Annotated in this window: 15 protein-coding genes; 4 read left to right on the top strand and 11 right to left on the bottom strand. The window is 72.5% G+C overall.

All coding sequences use genetic code 11. From position 1 onward, the window contains the following. The 6 genes from JHE00_RS03135 to JHE00_RS03110 all read right to left on the bottom strand — a co-directional run bounded on the left by JHE00_RS03135 (position 1) and on the right by JHE00_RS03110 (position 8,680). A complete protein-coding gene (locus JHE00_RS03135; RefSeq protein WP_200314517.1) occupies positions 1 to 1,155 on the bottom strand; it encodes a VWA domain-containing protein in 1,155 nt (384 codons plus the stop codon). Beyond that, on the bottom strand, positions 1,152 to 3,353 hold the full coding sequence (locus JHE00_RS03130) for a DUF5682 family protein (RefSeq protein ID WP_200314515.1): 2,202 nt from the start codon (positions 3,351 to 3,353) through the stop codon (positions 1,152 to 1,154). Before JHE00_RS03130 ends, JHE00_RS03135 begins: the two co-directional genes overlap by 4 nt. Then, positions 3,350 to 4,438, bottom strand: a complete 1,089-nt coding sequence (locus JHE00_RS03125; protein ID WP_200314513.1) for an ATP-binding protein — start codon at positions 4,436 to 4,438, stop codon at positions 3,350 to 3,352. The genes JHE00_RS03130 and JHE00_RS03125 overlap by 4 nt, the downstream gene beginning before the upstream one ends. Continuing rightward, a complete protein-coding gene (locus JHE00_RS03120; protein ID WP_200314512.1) occupies positions 4,435 to 5,853 on the bottom strand; it encodes a DUF5691 domain-containing protein in 1,419 nt (472 codons plus the stop codon). The genes JHE00_RS03125 and JHE00_RS03120 overlap by 4 nt, the downstream gene beginning before the upstream one ends. Beyond that, positions 5,850 to 7,157 carry an SWIM zinc finger family protein gene (locus JHE00_RS03115; RefSeq protein ID WP_307831794.1) on the bottom strand — a complete coding sequence of 436 codons (1,308 nt, stop codon included), beginning with the start codon at positions 7,155 to 7,157 and terminating at the stop codon, positions 5,850 to 5,852. Before JHE00_RS03115 ends, JHE00_RS03120 begins: the two co-directional genes overlap by 4 nt. An 86-nt stretch (positions 7,158 to 7,243) precedes the next feature. Then, on the bottom strand, positions 7,244 to 8,680 hold the full coding sequence (locus JHE00_RS03110) for an AAA-type ATPase lid domain-containing protein (protein WP_307831793.1): 1,437 nt from the start codon (positions 8,678 to 8,680) through the stop codon (positions 7,244 to 7,246). Positions 8,681 to 8,852: 172 nt separating this feature from the next. On the opposite strand from JHE00_RS03110, the gene JHE00_RS03105 reads away from it, so the two are divergent. From JHE00_RS03105 to JHE00_RS03090, 4 genes are all read left to right on the top strand, one after another. Then, on the top strand, positions 8,853 to 9,866 hold the full coding sequence (locus JHE00_RS03105) for an amidohydrolase family protein (protein ID WP_200314511.1): 1,014 nt from the start codon (positions 8,853 to 8,855) through the stop codon (positions 9,864 to 9,866). After that, on the top strand, positions 9,866 to 10,597 hold the full coding sequence (locus JHE00_RS03100; protein WP_200314510.1) for an iron-sulfur cluster assembly protein: 732 nt from the start codon (positions 9,866 to 9,868) through the stop codon (positions 10,595 to 10,597). Before JHE00_RS03105 ends, JHE00_RS03100 begins: the two co-directional genes overlap by 1 nt. After that, positions 10,594 to 11,619, top strand: coding sequence for an NAD(P)-dependent alcohol dehydrogenase (locus JHE00_RS03095; RefSeq protein WP_200314509.1), 1,026 nt, complete (start codon positions 10,594 to 10,596; stop codon positions 11,617 to 11,619). The genes JHE00_RS03100 and JHE00_RS03095 overlap by 4 nt, the downstream gene beginning before the upstream one ends. 499 nt (positions 11,620 to 12,118) lie before the next feature. Next, a complete protein-coding gene (locus JHE00_RS03090; protein ID WP_200314508.1) occupies positions 12,119 to 12,937 on the top strand; it encodes an SAM-dependent methyltransferase in 819 nt (272 codons plus the stop codon). A 31-nt stretch (positions 12,938 to 12,968) separates the two neighbouring features. On the opposite strand, the gene JHE00_RS03085 is transcribed toward JHE00_RS03090, so the two are convergent. From JHE00_RS03085 to JHE00_RS03065, 5 genes are all read right to left on the bottom strand, one after another. Then, a complete protein-coding gene (locus tag JHE00_RS03085) occupies positions 12,969 to 14,222 on the bottom strand; it encodes an SLC13 family permease (protein ID WP_200314507.1) in 1,254 nt (417 codons plus the stop codon). A 64-nt stretch (positions 14,223 to 14,286) separates the two neighbouring features. After that, the gene (locus tag JHE00_RS03080; protein WP_200314505.1) at positions 14,287 to 15,291 is read right to left on the bottom strand and encodes a 4-hydroxythreonine-4-phosphate dehydrogenase PdxA; all 1,005 of its coding nucleotides are present in this window, start codon (positions 15,289 to 15,291) and stop codon (positions 14,287 to 14,289) included. Beyond that, the gene (locus JHE00_RS03075) at positions 15,284 to 16,816 is read right to left on the bottom strand and encodes a tripartite tricarboxylate transporter permease (RefSeq protein WP_200314503.1); all 1,533 of its coding nucleotides are present in this window, start codon (positions 16,814 to 16,816) and stop codon (positions 15,284 to 15,286) included. Before JHE00_RS03075 ends, JHE00_RS03080 begins: the two co-directional genes overlap by 8 nt. Then, positions 16,813 to 17,343: a tripartite tricarboxylate transporter TctB family protein gene (locus JHE00_RS03070; protein WP_200314501.1), complete on the bottom strand. Its 531-nt coding sequence runs from the start codon at positions 17,341 to 17,343 to the stop codon at positions 16,813 to 16,815. The genes JHE00_RS03075 and JHE00_RS03070 overlap by 4 nt, the downstream gene beginning before the upstream one ends. Then, a complete protein-coding gene (locus JHE00_RS03065) occupies positions 17,343 to 18,308 on the bottom strand; it encodes a tripartite tricarboxylate transporter substrate binding protein (protein ID WP_200314499.1) in 966 nt (321 codons plus the stop codon). The genes JHE00_RS03070 and JHE00_RS03065 overlap by 1 nt, the downstream gene beginning before the upstream one ends. Positions 18,309 to 18,326 lie beyond the last annotated feature (18 nt).

Raw genomic sequence — 18,326 nt, 5'->3', positions numbered from 1 at the left:
TCAGTCCTGGGCGGGCTGCGCGGCGAGCGGGATGTCGTGGTCGCCCGCCCACGCGGCGAGGTCGTCGCGCTGGATCGCCGCCGCGAGCAGCTCGGGAAACAGCTCAGGCGTGCACGCGAACGCGGGGACCCCGAGCGCGGCGAGTTCCGCGGCGGTGTCGTGGTCGTAGGCGGGCGCGCCGTCGTCGCTGAGCGCCAGCAGGCACACCAGCCGCACGCCGGAGGCGACCATCGCCCGCGCCCGCCGCAGCAGCTCGGCCCGGTCGCCACCCTCGTACAGATCCGAGACCAGGACGACGATCGTGTTGCGGGGATCGGAGACACGCGACTGGCAGTAGGCGAGCGCGGCGTTGATGTCGGTGCCACCGCCGAGCTGCACGCCGAAGAGCAGCTCCACCGGATCCGACACCGCGTCGGTGAGGTCGGCGACCGAGGTGTCGAACGCGATCACCCGCGTGCGCAGCGACCGGATCGAGGCGAGCACGGCGCCGAACACGCCCGCGTACACCACCGACGCCGCCATCGACCCGCTCTGGTCGAGGCACAGCACCACCTCGCGGCTCACCTGTGGCAGCCTGCGGCCGTAGCCCACGAGCCGGTCGGGCACCACGGTGCGGTGCTCGGGCTGGTAGTGCCTGAGATTGGCCAGGATCGTGCGGTTCCAGTCGATGTCGGCGGCCCTCGGCCTGCGCGTGCGGCCTGCCCGGTGTAGCGCGCCGGTGACCGCCTGCCGCGTCCGCTGGGCGAGCCTGCGCTCCAGCTCGGCCACCACCTGCCTCACCACGGCCCGCGCCGTCTCGCGCGAGCGCTCGGGAATGGCCTGGTTGAGGCTGAGCAGCGTGCCCACCAGGTGCACATCGGGCTGCACCGACTCCAGCAGCTCCGGCTCCAGCAGCAGCTGCCGCAGCCCCAGCCGGTCCATCGCGTCGCGCTGCATCACCCGCACCACCGAGGCGGGGAAGTAGCCGCGGATGTCGCCGAGCCAGCGCGCGACCCTCGGCGACGAGGCGCCGAGCCCGCCGCCGCGCTTCTCGCTGCCGTACAAAGCCTCCAGTGTGTCGTCGCGCTTGAGATCCACATCGGACAGTTCGGTTCCGGTGCCGTCGGCGTCGTCCCCGCCGAGGATCAGCCGCCAGCGGCGGAGCCGGTCGCTCATGTGTCGCTCCCGAGCAGTTCGAGGATCCGGGGCACCACGCGGGCCGCGCGGGCGGTGTCGATTCCGGTGTCGCCGGAGTCGGCCGGTGCGGTGCCGCCGCGGCCGAGCTGGGCGACCCGCTCGCCGATGCCGCGCCGCTCGGCGGCGGTGAAGGTGGAGAACGTCCGGCGCAGCAAGGGAAGCAGGCGGTCGAACACGTCGCCCTCGACCTCGCCCGCCCACCGGTCGACCACCGCCAGCAGCTCGGGCTCGTGGATCAGCAACGCCGCCTCGCCGGACAGGAATCCCTCGAGCCACGCCGCCGCGCTCACGGCGTCCGCGCCGGGGGACAGGCGCCGTGACAGCCGCCTGCCCGCCTCGTCCACGTCGAGCAGCCCGGCGTCGAGCAGCAGGCGCGTGGCCCTGCCGGCGATGAGCCCGTGCACGCCCTGCTGTTCGGCGACCGTGCCCAGCGCCCGTTGCCAGTCCTGCCGCAGCGCGTCCTGGTCGAGCAGCGCGATGCCACGCTGGACGCCGTCCACGAGTGCGCGCACGGTGGCCGCGGCGTCGTCGTCCACGGTGGCGCACACGGCGGCAAGCCCGACGCTCACGCGCGTGACGACGCCGGTGAGTACCCGCTGCACCAGTTCGGTGTCCGCGCGCCGCACGGTGCCGTAGCGGCGGACCCGCGCCATCGGCTCGACGGCCGCCATGAGCCGCGTCGTGTCGTGCTGGTGTGCCGCGCGTTCGTCGAGTGCGGCGAGGACGACGGCCAGCGCGTCCGGCAGGTCGGCGACGAGCGTGGTCTCCACCAGCTCCGCGAGCGCCGCGACGTCGGCCTCGGCCGCGCGCTGGGTGAGCACCGCCGACGCCGCCGAGGCGATGGTGGATCCGTAGCCGCTGGCCTCGATCAGCGCCACGTCGAGCTCCGGCCGCCACAACAGCGTCCACGCCTCCCGGAACGTGCCGCGGGTGCGCCCGGTCTCGGCGGGCTCGCCCCACGGAACCCCGAGCAGTCGCAGCCGGTGCAGCAGCTTGCTGCGTTCGAGGTGGGACGCGGTGCGCAGGTCGAGGTCGAGCGTCTGCTCGGCCGCGCTCTGCTTGAGCCGCAGCCGTTTCCGCGTGGCCGCGAGGTCGCGGGCCAGCGGCACCATGGGAGTGTCGTCGGGGACGTGACCGAGCACGTCGCCGACAAGCAGGTCGCGCGCGACGAGCCGCATCGGCACCGGTGAGCCGCCGGTGAGCACCGCCTGCGCCGACTCCGTCACCTCGGCGAGCCCGGGTCGCGGCCTGCCTCGCAGCGCCGCGAGCGCGTCGGCCAGCCGCACGGCCTCGATCACGGCCGCCGACGACGTGTCGTGCTGTTCGCGGCGCAGCAACCCGGCCACGCGCACTAGCCAGCGGCCCACGACGTCGTCGGTGGTGGTGAACAGGTGGTGGTACCAGCCGGGGGAGTCCACTCCGGCGCCGTACCCGCTGGCGCGCGCGAGCCTGCCCGAGGTCCACGGCACCCACGTGGCGGCGACCTTCGTGGATCGCAGTCCCTTGAGCAGAGCGGTATCCGACGCGACGGTCGGGAAGTCACCGGGCACCAGCGCGGGCGCGTGCCAGGCGCCGCACACCACGGCGACGGGACCCGGGTCCTGCGCGCGAAGTTCCTGCCGCAGCACGCGGCGCATCGCGGCCTCCCTGCGCCGGGTGGCGAGGTCGATCTCCTGTCCCTCCCGCAGGGATCGCATCGCGTCGAGGATGGCGTCGAAGACATCGAGAGCGTGATAGCGCAGCTCGATCGCGTCCTCCCACCAGCGCTCCGCGTCGTCGTACCCGGCGGCCGTCGCGAGCGTGCCGATCGGGTCGGGCCGCGCGGCCTCGTCCTCCTGCTCACCGAGCGCCAGCGCGGTGGCCGCCGGCAGATCGAGGAACCGCACTCGGCTGCCGTGCTCGGCGGCCCAGCGCAGTGCCACCCACTCCGGCGAGAACACCGCCATCGGGTAGAACGCCGCCGTCGCGGGGTCGTTCACCGAATACACGAGCCCGGCCACGGGCGGCCGAAGGTCGGGCGAGGACACCAGCGGCGCGACGGCGTCCAGTTCCGGCGGCCCCTCGATCAGTACCACCGACGGTGACAGGTCGTCCAGCGCCGTGCGCACCGCCCGCGCCGAACCGGGGCCGTGGTGCCGGATGCCCAGCACGTGTGCCGGGCGCGCGCCGCCCTTCACACCAGCTCGCGGCACGCCCGGTACAGGTCGGACCACGGCGTGCGCTCGCGCACCACCGCCTCCAGGTACTCCTGCCAGACGAGCCGGTCGGCGACCGGGTCCTTCACCACCGCGCCGTGCAGTCCCGCGGCGACGTCGTCGGCGCGCACCACGCCGTCGCCGAAGTGCGCGGCCAGCGCGATGCCGCTGGTCATCACCGAGATCGCCTCGGCCGTGCTCAACGTGCCCGACGGTGACTTGATCTTCGTGCGCCCGTCGGCGGTGACACCGTCGCGCAGTTCGCGGAACACCGTGACCACGCGGCGGATCTCGGCCACCGACTCCTCGTCGGCGGGCAGTCGCAGCGTCTCGCCCAGCTGACCGACGCGCAGCCGCACGATCTCGACCTCCGACTCGACGTCGGCGGGCAGCGGCAGCACCACGACGTTGAACCGGCGCTTGAGCGCTGCCGAGAGCTCGTTGACGCCGCGGTCGCGGTCGTTGGCCGTGGCGATCACGTTGAACCCGCCGCGAGCCTGCACCTCGTCGTCGAGCTCGGGGATCGGCAGCGACTTCTCGCTCAGCACCGTGATCAGCGCGTCCTGCACGTCCGACGGGATGCGGGTGAGCTCCTCGACCCGCGCGATGCCGCCGCGTTCCATGGCGCGCAGCACCGGGCTCGCCACGAGCGCGTTGCGGGACGGCCCCTCGGCCAGCAGCCGCGCGTAGTTCCACCCGTAGCGGATGGACTCCTCGGCGGTGCCGCTCGTGCCCTGTACCAGCTGGGTCGAATCGCCCGAGATCGCGGCGGCCAGATGTTCCGAGAGCCACGTCTTGGCGGTGCCGGGAACGCCGAGCAGCAGCAGCGCTCGGTCCGTGGCCAACGTCGCGATGGCGACCTCCACGAGCCTGCGCGCGCCCAGGTACTTCGGGCTGATCGGCGTGCCGTCGGGAGCCTCGCCGCCGAGGACGTAGGTGGCCACGGCCCACGGCGAGAGCCGCCAGTGCGGCGGGCGTGGGCGCTCGTCGGTACCGGCGAGCACCGCCAGTTCCTCGGCGTGCTGCTCCTCGGCGTGCGCCCGCAGGATCGAGGGCACGTCGGTCATGAGAACTCCTGCTCGATCGTCCGTCGGATGGTCAGTGCGTGCGCGAGGCCGCGCAGCATACGGCGGCGGGCGCGCTGCTCGCGCGCGGTGGCCTCGAGCCAGTCGTCCACGTCCGGCAGTGCGGCGGGATGGAGCCGCTCGGCCAGCGCCGGATAGGCCAGGGTGAGCAGCCGGTCGGTGCGCACCCCGCGCAGCCGCGCGACGACGTCGGCGGAGAACGTGGCCGGCCACGGCCCTGGACACGCGGCGAGCAGGCCGGCGAACCGGGCGTCCACGCTCGGCTGTACGGCCACGATCGCGGCGGCCCGCTCCGGCGGCAGCGCGCCGAGCAGCTCCGCCGTGGGCGTGGCCTCGGCGAGCGTGGCCAGCCAGTCGTGGTGGCGCTGGCGCAGCGCGGCCCTCGTCCAGCCCGCGACCAGCTCGCCGGGCTCACCGCGCGGATCGCGCACCGGCGGCAGTGGCGCGGCGCCGACCAACTGGATCAGCCACGACGCCCGCAGCCCGTGTCCGGGCTCGCGCTGGTCGGTGATCCCGTCGGCGCGGGCGCCGGCGTCGGGTTCGGCGGGCAGCGCGATACCGCCGTCGGGGCGGGTGAGCGCCTCGACCCTGGCCGCCATCCGCCGCGCGCGACGTGAGCGGGGGAGCCGGTCCAGCAGCGCGGCCGCCGCGGCCCGTACGGTCGCGGCCCGGTCGGCCAGCGCCGACTCCAGGAAGTCCTCGTCGGCATCGGACAGGCCGGTGCCGAGCGCGTCGAGCAGCGCCGCGCGGCTGGCGGCCTGCTCGCTCGGCCACGTCCCCTCCACCAGCTCCCTCGCCCCGGCGGGATCGGTACGGCGCAGCGCGGTGAGCAGGGCCAGCCGCTCGGCACGCGCCGCGGTGGCGAAGCGCTCGCCGACGTCTCCTTCGGTGCCGTTGACGTCGACGGCCGCCGCCCAGGACCAGCGCCGGTTGCGGACGGCGAGCCACGCGCCCCTCGGCCCCGCCGCGTCGCGGGCGGCCTCGCGCAGTGAGGTCTCGACGGTCGCGGTCTGCAACAGGCTCACCAGCAGCCGCGCGGGCGGGCGCCTGCCCGCCGCCACACACGCGCGCAGCCAGTGCTCGGTGAGTGCCGCGTTGCCGCCGTCCATCCGCACGCCGCGTTCGAGCAGCAGCTCCAGTAGCTGCGCCGCCGTCTCGGAGCACTCCGGCCGGGTGTCGGGCCCCGCCGGTGCGGGCCGCTCGCCCTGCCACGTGGGCGGCACCCACCCGGCTCGCCGGTAGACCGCCAGCACGGCGGCCGAGGCCAGCACCTCCGCCTCGGGACCCTCCACCGGCAACGCGCCCGGTTCGACCACCCCGGCCAGCACGTCGTCGCGCGGCGCCCGGCGCCCCGTGCCGACGAGCGCCGTGGCCAACAGACCGTCCCAGTCGCTCACACCGCCACCAGCCTGCCGCCCGCGACGAGGCTGCACGGGTGGACACGCTCGTCGATCCACTCGCCGAACAGGTCCACCGGATGCCCGCCGGACAGCGCCAGCAGCGGCCACACGTCGGCGCCGCGCTCCAGCGGCAACGCGTGGCCCTCGTTGTCCACCAGCACGGTGCCGTCCTCGTCCGGTACGACCGTCACCGCGCGCAACGCCAGGGGAATCCGCTCCAGCCACGGGTTCGCGGCCAGCCAGCTCGCTGACCTCTCCAGCGCGGCGGTGACGCTGTCGGCGACCGGCAGGCCGTCGCCCGTGGCCGTGGTGACCTCGCCGGCCAGCAGCGCGCGTCGCGGCTCCGCGCCGGGGTAGAGGGCGAGCTCGCCATCGAGCACCGAACCGAGCACGTGCGGCACCCGCAGCGCCCCGCCCGCGGCGGCGAAGTCGAGCAGCACCACCATCTGCCCGGTTCGCTCTCCGTAGAGCCACGTGCGCTGGGACAGCAGCCGTTCGTCCTCGTCCTGGCGCAGCCCGAGCACCCACCAGCGATCGGCCACGCGCTCGCCCGCGAGCACCTCGTCGGAGCGCCGCGCCCAGCCGAGCAGCGCGCGCAGGTCGCCCAGCTCGGCCGCCGACAGCGAGGCTCGCCGCCGCCACGCCCGCACCGCCAGGAACCAGCGCCCCACCCTGCCGAGCACGTGCTCCGCCCAGTCGGTCCTGACGTGCACCTCGGCGCCCAGCGCCCTGACCCGCTCGGCGAGCCCCGGCACCTGGGCATCGACGAGCCGGGCCGCGGCGGTCTCCCAGAACCCCGCTGGCTGCGCGCGTACTCCGGCGAGCCCCTGGCGCACCAGGTCGAACAGCCAGCGTTCGAACTCGTCGAGACCCGCGCTCATCAGGCTCTCGCGATCGGCCTGCCGCTTCGCCGCCGCCTCCGGATCGGGCGTCGAGGCGGCGCGGCTCGCGGCTTTCGCGGCGCGCTCCGCGCGTTCGTGGGCCCAGTCGGCGGCGAAACCGGACGCCTCGTCGAGGTCGGTCACCGTCCCGTCGTTCGCGGCCCACAGCAACAGCAGTGCGAGGCCGTGTTTGCACGGGAACTTGCGGCTCGGGCACGTGCACCGGAACGCGGGCTCGTGGAGATCCACCGTCACCTGGTACGGCTCCCTGGCGCTGCCCTGGCACTTGCCCCACACCAGCGACTCGGTGCTGCCCAGCGCCGACCACGTCGCCGGCCGGGCCAGCGTGCGCGCGGCCTTGGCCGAGGCGCTGTCGGGCGCGAGCCGCAGCACCCGCTCCACAGTCCACCGCGAGCCCACGCGACGACCCTCCCACCACGGCGCCTCTTCTCGCCGCAACACTAGCCCCCGGCACCGACAGTGCCGCGCGGCTCGGGTGCGACGGCTCAGCCGCGGCCGGGCAGGGTGATGCCGTACTGGGCCAGCTTGCGGTACACCGTGGCCCTGCCCATGCCGAGCTGGGCCGCGGCCTTCGCGACGGTGGTGCCCGGTTCGGTCAGGCAGCGCACGATCTCGTCGCGTTCCAGTGCCTGCAACCTGTTCAGCGGACGGCGTGCGTCGGTGAAGACCTCGGCGGGCAGGTGGTGCACGTCGATCACCTCGGCGCGCGTCGCGGCCTCGTGCACGACGCGGCGCAGCTGCTTCACGTTCTCCGGCCAGTCGTAGGCCCGCAACGCCCGCACGGCCGCGGGCGTGAACGTCACCGGGCGCCTGCGGTCGGCCCGCGCGAACCACTCGGCCAGCGGGAGGATGTCGTCGGGCCGCGCGCGCAGCGGCGGCACCTCCACCACGGTGTCGACCAGCGGGCTCAGCGCCTCGGGCAGCGCGTCGTAGCTCTGCGCGGTGAGCACGAACGGCTGCAGCCCCTCGCCCGGCCCGCGGCGCACCGAGGTGAACACCCTGGCCAGTTCGCCCGCGGCCCACGCGGGCAGGCCGCCGACGCCGGACACGATCACGCACGTGCTGTCCTTGCCCAGCTCGGGAGTCCACAGCTCCAGCCACGCCTCGACGTCCTCGGCGGCGGGACAGCGGGCGCTGAGCACCCGCTGCCGGGCCCGCAGCTCCCGCCGGGCCAGCGAGGCGAGTGCCGTCTTGCCTGCGCCGGGCTCGCCGACCACCGCGACGACGCGGCCCTGGCCGAGCGCGTCGATCGCCTCCGACACCGCGGCGGTCCAGCCGGGGGAGAGCCGCCGCGCTGCGTCGTCGTCGAACCGGTCGGCGTAGACCCGGAACACCTCGCCCCTCGGCGCGGGCCTGGCCGTGTGGCCCGCACTGCGCGCCAGCATGAGCGCGGCCGTGTTGCCCGCCGCGGCCTGTGCCAGCGCCAGGAGCAGCTCCGACGACGAGTCCGACCACGTCGTGAGGTTCACGCTGCCCGCGAGCCCGCCCGTGACCGGGTCCAGCACGGGCGCGGCGGCGCACGTGTAGCCGCGCAACCCCGTGCAGAAGTGCTCCTGCGCCCGCACCAGTGACGGAGCGCGGTCGGCGAGCGCGAGCCCGAGACCGTTCGTGCCGGCGTTGCGCTCGGCGAAGTAGAAGCCCGGAGCCAGGTGCACGCGGTCGAGCGAGCGGTTGATGTCGGTGTCGTGGCACAGCCTGCTCAGCACCAGTCCATCACTGTCGGTGATCATGAGGCTGATCGGCTCGTTGGCGAGCGTCGTCTGCAATCCCCGCAGCACCTCGCTGCCGCACTCGAACAGCAGCGAACCCGAGTCGACCGAGCCGGTGAAGACCGGGCGCATCTCGTCCTCGGTCACGCCGTAGCGCTCACTGCGCAGCCAGGACGCGCGCAGCCGCGGCGCCGCTGTGACCGACTTCTCCACCTCGACCTCCCCGGGCGCGACGTTGCGACCACGGTGACGCTACCGGCCGCGCACACCGCTTCCATGGTGCGCGCTGTCTCAAAGTGAGACAACTTCCTGGTCCCGACCAGGTGCCCGGATGCCTAGCGTCGCCGCAGAACGTGTCAAGGCTGCCACGGACGTGGAGGATCACATGTACAGCAAGGATGGCGAGAACTACTACATCGTGGACGCGCACGTAGCCCTGTGGGACGCGCGGCCGGAGAACCAGCTCAACATCCACGGCAAGCAGTTCATCGACTGCTTCTACGACTACCACCGCAACCTGAGCCCCGAATCCGAGCGGTGGACCTACGAGGAGTACCTGTACCAGGGCGGCGAACGCCTGCTGAAGGACCTCTTCACCGACGGGTACGTGGACCACGCCATCTTCCAGCCCGCGCACCTCGGAGCCTTCTACCGCAACGGTTTCGGGCAGACCGAGGAGGCGTTCGCGCTCGCGAGCGAGCACCCGGACAAGCTCACGTACAACCACTGCTTCGACCCGCGCCTCGAACAGGCCGGACTCGACCAGCTGCGCCGTGACGCCGAGAGGTTCGGGCTCAAGGGCGTCAAGCTCTACACCGCCGAATGGCGTGGCGACTCGCGCGGCTACAAGCTCGACGACCCGTGGACCTACCGCTACTTCGAGGCGTGCCAGGAACTCGGCATCCGCAACATCCACATCCACAAGGGACCGACGATCCGGCCGCTCGACCGCGACGCGTTCGACGTCGCCGACGTCGATAAGGCCGCCACCGACTTCACCGACCTGAACTTCGTGGTCGAGCACTGCGGCCTGCCGCGGCTGGAGGACTTCTGCTGGATCGCCACGCAGGAGCCGAACGTGCACGCGGGACTGGCGGTGGCCATCCCGTTCATGCACACGCGGCCGCGCTACTTCGCGCAGATCATCGGCGAATTGCTGTACTGGCTCGACGAGGACCGCATCCAGTTCTCGAGCGACTACGCGCTGTGGACACCGCGCTGGCTGGTCGAGATGTTCGTGGACTTCCAGATCCCCGAGGACATGACCGAGTACGCGCCGCTCACCGTGGCGCAGAAGAAGAAGATCCTGGGGCTCAATGCCGCCGCGATGTACGACCTCGACGTCCCCGACGAGCTGCGGCTGCCCCGGGAGGAGCCGCAGGCCGTGGCGGTGGCGTGATGCTCACCCACGACCAGGCCCGAGCCGCCCTGCACACCGTGGTCGACCCCGAGCTCGACGAGCCCATCACCGACCTCGGGTTCGTCCGGTCGCTGGAGATCGACGGCACCCGCGTGACCGTCCACCTGCGACTGCCGACGTCGTTCTGCGCGCCGAACTTCGCATACCTGATGGCGTCCGACGCCAAGGACGCCCTCGCCGCTTTGCCCGGTGCGGACGAGGTCGCAGTGCTGCTCGACGACCACCACGACTCCGAACTGATCAACCGCGGGCTCGCCGACGACGCGGGCTACCGCGGCACGTTCGGAGCCGAGGCCGGCCAGGACCTCGACGAACTGCGGCTGACCTTCCGCCGCAAGGCCCACACCGCGGCGATGGAACGCGCGCTGACGCGGCTGCTGCGGGCCGACCCGGAGTTGTCCGAGACGGACCTGCACGACGTCACCCTCGCCGACCTGCCGGAGGGAGCGCAGACCGAGGGGCTGCTGCGGCGGCGCGGCGCGCTCGGGCTGCGCACCGGGCCCGGCGAGCCGGTGCTGGTCGACGACGCGGGCAGGCCCTACCCGCGCGAGGAAGTGCCGCTGCGCCTGCGGTTCGCGCGCTCGATCCGCATCTCCATCGATGGCAACGCGCACTTCTGCCGCGGGCTGCTCCGCACCCGATACCCCGACTCCGGCGCGGACCAGTCGCCGGAGCACGTCTCCCGCACAGTGAGGACGAACGCATCATGAAGGCAGTACAGGTCGTCGGCTACGGCAGGAACCTCGAGCTGGCCGACGTGCCCGCCCCCGAGGTGAGCGGCCCGCACGACGTGATCGTCAAGATCGGCGGTGCGGGCGTCTGCCGCACCGACATCCACATCCTCGAGGGGCAGTGGGCGGAGAAGTCGGGCGTGACGCTGCCCTACACGATCGGGCACGAGAACGCGGGCTGGGTGCACGCCGTCGGCAGTGCGGTCACCAACGTGGCCGAGGGGGACAAGGTGATCGTGCACCCGCTCGTCACGTGCGGCCTGTGCCGGGCCTGCCGCGCCGGTGATGACGTCCACTGTGCACAGTCCGACTTCCCGGGCATCGACACCCACGGCGGCTACGCGGAGTACCTGCGGACCTCGGCGCGCAGCGTGGTGCGCATCGACGACTCACTCGAGCCCGCCGACGTCGCCGCGCTGGCCGACGCCGGGCTCACGGCCTACCACGCGGCGGCGAAGGCGGCCCGCAGGCTGCGGCCGGGGGACCGGTGCGTCGTGATCGGCGCGGGCGGGCTCGGCCACATCGGCATCCAGGTGCTGAAGGCACTCACGGCGGCGGAGCTCGTCGTGGTGGACCGCAACGCCGACGCGGTGAAGCTCGCCGTGTCGATCGGAGCCGACCACGGTGTCGTGGCCGACGGCGGCCACATCGACGAGGTGCTCGGTCTCACCGGCGGGGAGGGCGCCGAGGTGGTGCTGGACTTCGTCGGCGAGGGCGGCGCGACCGCCGACGGCGTGGCGATGCTGCGCAGGGCGGGCGACTACCACGTCGTCGGTTACGGCGAGAACATCAACGTGCCGACCATCGACGTGATCTCCGCGGAGATCAACTTCATCGGCAACCTGGTGGGCTCGTACACCGATCTGTGCGAGCTCATGGTGCTCGCGGCGCAGGGCCGCGTGCGCCTGCACACGGTGAAGTACCCGCTCACCCGCTTCCAGGACGCCCTGGACGACCTGGAAGCGGGCAAAATCCGAGGCCGAGCCATCCTCACCCCCTAACCCGCGAGTCCCCCGCTCGGGCGCGCGAGTCCCCCGCCCGGGCGCGCGAGTTCCCCGCTCGGGCGCCTGAGCGGTGCGCTCGGGTGCGCGAGTGGTGCGCTCCGGTTGGCGAGTCCCGCGCTCAGGCGCGCGAGTCCCCCGCTCAGGCGCGCGAGTGGTGCGCTCGGGTGCGCGAGTTCCCGCTCACGCTCGCGAGTCGTGCACCCGGGACCGCGAGTCGTGCGTTCGGAGGGGTACGCGCTGCGCGCCTGCGAGCTGTGGGTCCGCGTGCTGGGGCGAGCCGAGCCCGCCAACCTGCCGTGTCCGCCACGGCCCTCGGTGATCCTGGATCGCCGCCGTTTCGACAATCAGAGCGCCACGGGGGGCGAACCGGTACGGGCAACTCGTGCTCCCGCGCGGGGAACTCGCGTGCTGGAGCGGGGGACTCGCGTGCTGGAGCGGGGGACTCGCGGGCTGGAGCGGGGGACTCGCGATTGGGGGCCGTGGGTAGGGTGGGGGCGTGCCGAACGCCACGCCCCCACCTGACCTGGAGCGCCCCAGCGCGGGCCGGATCTACGACTACCTGCTCGGCGGGACCACGAACTACGCCGTGGACAGGGAGTTCGCCGAGCAGCAGCTCAGCCTCGCCCCCGGGATCCGGGAGTCGGCGCGGGCCAACCGGCGGTTCCTGGGCAGGGCGGTGCGCTACGCGATCGACCTGGGCATCCGGCAGTTCGTCGACATCGGCAGCGGTCTGCCGACACAGGGCAACGTGCACGAGGTCGCCGACGAGGCCGCGCCGGAGGAGACGCGGGTCGTCTACATCGACAACGAGCCCATCGCGCACGCGCACGCGCAGATCCTGCTCGAGGACACCGCCGACCCCGAGCGCCACCGCGCCATCGCGGCCGACTACTTCGACGGCCCCGACCTGTGGCGCGCCATCCTCGACGAGGACCTGATCGACCCGTCGCAGCCGGTCTGCCTGCTGGCCGTGGCGTTGCTGCACTTCATGCCCGACGAGCAGCACCCCGAACGCCCGTTGGCCTTCTACCGCGACAAGCTCGCCCCCGGCAGCATGCTGGTCCTCTCGCACGGCAGCGTCGACGCCGCCGCCTCCGACAAGGAGGACTCGTTCCGGAAGGTCCGCGAGAACTACAACAAGCAGGCCACCCACAAGGGCGCGCTGCGCAGCAACGCCGAGGTCACCGCACTATTCGGCGACTTCGAGATCGTGGAGCCCGGCGTGGTGTGGCTGGACCAGTGGCGCCCCGACGGCGTCGTGAACGGCGATCCGGCCAGGACCGGCCTGCTCGCCGGGGTCGGCCTCAAGCACTGACCGGTGTCCACAATGGACACAGCGGACGCCGCTACCCGATCACGCGCAGGGACGCCCACAGCCCCACCACGGCCAGCACCAGCGTCACCGGCACCGTCAGCGCTCCCAGCACGCTGAACGTGCGGAGCCGGGGCGGAACGTCGTGTTCGTGCAGCACCCGCCGCCACAGCAGGGTCGCCAGCGAACCGACGTAGGTCAGGTTCGGGCCGATGTTCACGCCGACCAGCACGGCCAGCACGGCTCCGGTGCCGCCCGAGGCGACGAGCGGCAGCAGCATGAGCACCGCGGGCAGGTTGTTGACCAGGTTGGCCAGCACCGCCGCCACCACCGCCAGTCCCAGCAGCGCGGGCAGCGACGTCCCGTCCGGCAGCAGGGTGCCGGCCGCCTCGCCGAGGCCGTTGTCCACGACGGCGCGCACGATCACGCCCAGGGCCAGCACGAACACGAGGAACGGCACGCCCACCGAGCGCGCGAGCCCGGACACAGTGCTCTGCCGCAGCCGCAGGGACCGCACTCCGAGCACCACGACCCCGGCCAGTGCCGCCCACGCGGGGCTCCAGCCGAGCAGCGACGTGCCCGCGAAACCCGCGAGGGTGCCGGCGAGCACCACGAGCACGAACGTGGGCACCCGCGGCTCGTGGTCCTCGGGCGCCGGGGTGGGCGCGACGGCGAGGTCGCGAGCGAAGAACCGCCGCAGCAGTACGTACTCGGCGGCCACCACCAGCACCGTCGGCAGCGCCATCAGCGCCGTGAACCGCAGGAACGACACCCCGGACGCCGACAGCGCGAGCAGGTTGGTCAGGTTCGACACGGGGAGCAGCAGCGACGCCGAGTTGGCCAGGTGCGCGCACGCGTGCGTGTGGGGCGAGGCGGGCACCCGCAGCCTGCGGGCCATCGCGAGCACGGCCGGCGTCAGCAGCACGACCGTCGCGTCGAGGCTGAGCAGCGCGGTGGTCGCCGTGGCGATGCCGAACACGCCCAGCAGCAGAACCTGGGGCCGTCCCGCTCCGGCACGGGCGAGCCAGGACCCCGCCGCGCGGAACAGGCCCGCGTCCTCACAGAGCCTGCCCAGCACCAGCACCGCGGCGAGGAAACCCACCACCGGTGCCAGCCGGCCGAGCTCGTTCAGCGCGTCGGGCACGGAGATCGCTCCGACGGCGAGCACGAGCCCGGCAGCGGGTATCGCCACGACGGACTCCGAGACCCGCAGGGGCCGCACCACCGCGAAGACCAGCACTGCCAGCAGGGCCGCGAGTGCGACGACCTCCGCGACACCAGAGCTCACTCGTCCGGATGCTACCGCCGCTGCGGTGGCCCGGCGCGGGCGCGCCGGGCCACCTGAGCTACGACTACGACGACGCGGCGAGAGCTCGCTTGCCCGCGATGCGCACCGCGAGATCGAAGGCGTTGCGGATGGAGCCGGTGTTGGCCACGCCCTTGCCCACGACGTCGAACGCGGTGCCGTGCGCGGGCGTGCAGATCGGGATGCGCAGGCCACCGGCCACCGTGACGCCGCCGTCGAAGCCGAGCAGCTTCATCGCGATCTGGCCCTGGTCGTGATACATCGTCAGGATCCCGTCGAACTCCTCCCGGCGCAGGAAGATCGTGTCCGACGGGAACGGGCCCGACACGTCGAGGCCCTCGGCCCGCAGGTCCGCCACAGCGGGGCCGATGATGTCGAGCTCGTGCCTGCCGAAGCTGCCGTTCTCGCCCGCGTGCGGGTTCAGCGCGCACACGCCGATCCGTGGCGCGGCGATGTCCGACTCGTGCAGCACGCGATGCAGCAGGTGCGCCGCGGCCGTGACGTTGTCGCGCGTGATGCCCTCGTCGACGCGCGCGATGGAAACGTGCGACGTGACGCGTGCCGTCCACAGGCCGGGCAGGACGTTGAGCTCGGAGGTGAACCCGGTCTCCTCGAGGTAGTCCTCGAACCAGCGCAGCTCGTCCTGCTCCTGCATCCCGGCCAGGTGCAGCGACGTCTTGTTCAGCGGAGCGAACAGGATGGCGTCCACCTCGCCCGCCTTGGCCAGGCCGAGTGCGATCTCGAGGTTGTCCAGCGCCCAGCGCCCGCCCGCCTCGGTGGCGACCCGGCGTTCGAACTCGCCGGGCCTGCGCGCGCACGTGTGGTGCAGGCGCGGCCTGCCGTCGGAGTCCGCGCCGGCGGCGGCGTAGTCGATGGGCACGCCCGCGTCGGCGCCCGCGACGGCCAGTTCGGCCTCGTCGGAGATCAGTACGAGGTCGGCGCGGGCGGCGGTCTGCGGGTCGGACAGCAGCTTGGCGACCAGCTCACCGCCGACACCCGCGGGATCTCCGAGCGTGACCGCGATGCGGGGTCGGGTGACGGAGTTACTCATGGCTCCCTTTCTCGGCGTGGTCCTTGGCTTTCCCCTGCTCCGGGGCGTTCGGGGTGCGGCGGCGCAGGCGCCCGCGCCACAGTGGGCTCGTGACGAGCGTCGCGGCGAGGACGAGGATGGTCAACGTGGCGGGGGTGGCGAGCACCGCGAACCCGTCGTCGCCCGCCAGCACCGACGTCTGCACGAGCGCCTTCTCGAACAGCGGCCCGATCACCAGGCCCAGCACCAGTGGCGCCATCGGGAAGTTCAGGCGCTTCATGGCGTAGCCGACGAGCCCGAAGATGATCACGACCCAGACGCTGAACATGCTGTTCTTCACCGAGTACGCGCCCAGCAGGCTCGTGACGATGATGAGCGGGTACATGAAGGCGTAGCGGATGCGCAGCAGCTGCGCGAAGACCGGTGCCAGCGGCAGGTTCAGCACGAGCAGCAGCACGTTGCCGATGAAGAACGACACCAGCAGGCCCCACACGAGCTCCGGCTGGTTCTCGAACAGCAGCGGCCCCGGCTGGATGCCGTAGACGAGGAACGCGCCGAGCAGCACCGCCGTCGTCGCCCCGCCGGGCACACCGAGCGCGAGCGTGGGGATGAAGTTGGCGTTGGACGCGGCGTTGGTGGCCGCGTCGGGCGCCACCACGCCCTCGATCGCGCCGGTGCCGAGCTTCTTGCGGTTGCGCGAGAAGGTCTTCTCCGCGCCGTAGGCCATGAATGACGCGAGCGTGGTACCCGCGCCGGGCAGGCAGCCCAGCAGAAAGCCGATCACCGTGCCCCGCGCGGTGGGCGCCGTGGCGCGCTTGAGGTCCTGCTTGGTCAGCAGCAGGTCGCGGAACCGCGCCTTGATCGGGGCGGCCATGCCGAGGTGGAGCTGGTTCAGTAGCTCGCCGATGGCGAACAGGCCGATCATCACCTCCACGAACGGCACCCCGCCGAAGAGCTCCACGGAGCCGAACGTGTAGCGGGCCGTGCCGCTGCCGACGTCGACACCGATGCACGCGATGAGTACGCCGATCAGGCCCATCGCGAGGCCGAGCGGGAGATTCCGGCCGGAGAACACGACGATCGTGCACAGGCCGAGGATCATGATCGCCAGCATCTCGGGTGGCCCGAAGTCCAGTGCCAGATGCGCGAAGAACGGTGCCACGGCCATCAACGCGACCAGCGAGACCATCGCCGACACGAACGCGCCGAGCGCCGAGATCGCCAGCGCGGGCCCGGCTCGGCCCTTGCGGGCCATCTGGTAGCCGTCGAGGGTGCTGATCACCGACGACGCCTCGCCGGGCGTGGCGATGAGGATCGCCGTGATCGTCGCACCGAACTGCGCGCCGTGATAGATGCCGGCGAGCATGATCAGTGCCGTGAGCGGCGAGAACGTCAGCGTCACCGGGATCAGGATCGCGACACCCGTGGCCGAGCCCAGCCCGGGCAGGATGCCGATGATCGTGCCGAGCAGCACGCCGACGAAGCACCACAGCACGTTCTCGGCCGAGAGCGCCGCCTCGAAGCCGATCTGCAGGTTCTCGATCACAGCACGCTCCAGACGGCGGGGTCGAGCAGACCGAGCGGCAGGGGAATGCGCAGCAGCGCCACGAAGATCAGGTACGAGACGCCGAAGGTCATGGCCGACACGAGCAACGAGCGAAGCAGGCTCTGCTTCTCCACGACGGCGGTGAGGAACAACGTCATCAACGTCAGCGAGAGCAGCAGCCCGAGAATCGGGATCACCAGCGCGGTCACCACCATCGTGGCCACCACCGTGACGAGCTTGCGCCGGATGTGCCTCGCCTCGTCGGGCGAGTGGTCCTCGTCGGCGACGACGAGGCCGTCGCCTTCGCGAACGGACCCGCCGCGGAGCTCCTGGCGCACGAGCCAGAGCCCGACGAGGAGCAGCAGCAGGCCGGTGACCCTGGGCAGCACGGCCGAGCCAATGCTGCCGTCCTCATTGGACCAGTCGTAGGCGAACGAACCGACGCAGAACGCGGCGCCGAGCGCGGCGATGACCCCGTAGGCGAGCGTGACGGGACGGCGCGGGACGGCGGGGACGGGGGAGCTCATCAGAAGACCTCCCGCATCCGGGCGTCGTAGTCGTCCAGGTAGGAGGCGAACTCCTCGCCGCTGAGGTTCGCGGGGATGAGCATGTCGGCCTCGAGGTAGTCGCGGTAGGTCTGCGACCGCATGCCCTCTTCGATCTTGTCGATCCAGTACCGCCGCTGGACGTCGGCGATGTCGCCCGCGCCGAACACGCCGCGCCACATGACCACCGTGGCGTCCATGCCCTGCTCGATCGCGGTGGGCACGTCGGCCAGCACCGGGTCCTCGTAGCGGTCCTCGCTGAGCGTGCAGAGCGCCTTGAAGTCACCGCTCTCCAGGTACGGCTTCGCCGAGGCCGCGCTCGCGGGCGCCACCTCGATCTGGCCGCCGAGCAGGCCGGTGAGCACCTCGCCGGTGGAGCCGTAGGGCACGATGTCGAACGTCCCGCCCGCCTTCTCGAGCTCGCCGGTCACGAGCGCGTCGGCGCCGGTGCGGCCGCTGGAGCCCGCGATCACGCGGTGGTCGGCGCTGGCCTCGACCAGCTCGGGGCACGTGTTGTACGGAGCGTCCTTGCGTGCCACCACCATCCGCGAGTCCTTCGCGAACATGACCAGCGGCGTGAAGCTCTTGTAGGTGAACGGCACGTCCTCGTACACGAGGGGAAGCGTGTTGAGCGCGGTCTCGGCGATCAGCAGCGTGTTGCCGTTGCCCTCCTCGGACATGAACGTGGCCCAGCCGACGGCGCCGGAGCCGCCGTCCTTGTTCTCGACGTTGGCGTCGAATCCGAGGTCGAGCTCGTTGAGGGTCTGGGCGATGACGCGGGCGGAGCGGTCGCTGCCGCCGCCGGGGGCCATCGCGACCATCACGGGCACCGAGCCGCGGGGCGTCCAGTCCGGTGGCACCGGTGGCTTCACCGAGAGCACCGAGCAGGACGACAGCAGCACGGCGACCAGTGCGAGGCAGCACGAGGTGCGCAGTGGTGACTTCATCGTCAGCCTTCCTGCAGG

The sequence above is a fragment of the Prauserella cavernicola genome (genome assembly GCF_016595675.1).
Lineage (GTDB): Bacteria > Actinomycetota > Actinomycetes > Mycobacteriales > Pseudonocardiaceae > Prauserella_A > Prauserella_A cavernicola.
The sequence above is the reverse complement of the archived record's forward strand: the minus strand, read 5'-3'. Positions and strand labels throughout refer to the sequence as shown.

Coding starts and splice junctions, on each gene's coding strand:
- JHE00_RS03135 (WP_200314517.1), bottom strand. CDS start 1,155: ATGAGCGACCGGCTCCGCCGCTGGCGGCTGATCCTCGGCGGGGACGAC.
- JHE00_RS03125 (WP_200314513.1), bottom strand. CDS start 4,438: ATGACCGACGTGCCCTCGATCCTGCGGGCGCACGCCGAGGAGCAGCAC.
- JHE00_RS03105 (WP_200314511.1), top strand. CDS start 8,853: ATGTACAGCAAGGATGGCGAGAACTACTACATCGTGGACGCGCACGTA.
- JHE00_RS03100 (WP_200314510.1), top strand. CDS start 9,866: ATGCTCACCCACGACCAGGCCCGAGCCGCCCTGCACACCGTGGTCGAC.
- JHE00_RS03095 (WP_200314509.1), top strand. CDS start 10,594: ATGAAGGCAGTACAGGTCGTCGGCTACGGCAGGAACCTCGAGCTGGCC.
- JHE00_RS03080 (WP_200314505.1), bottom strand. CDS start 15,291: ATGAGTAACTCCGTCACCCGACCCCGCATCGCGGTCACGCTCGGAGAT.
- JHE00_RS03070 (WP_200314501.1), bottom strand. CDS start 17,343: ATGAGCTCCCCCGTCCCCGCCGTCCCGCGCCGTCCCGTCACGCTCGCC.
- JHE00_RS03065 (WP_200314499.1), bottom strand. CDS start 18,308: ATGAAGTCACCACTGCGCACCTCGTGCTGCCTCGCACTGGTCGCCGTG.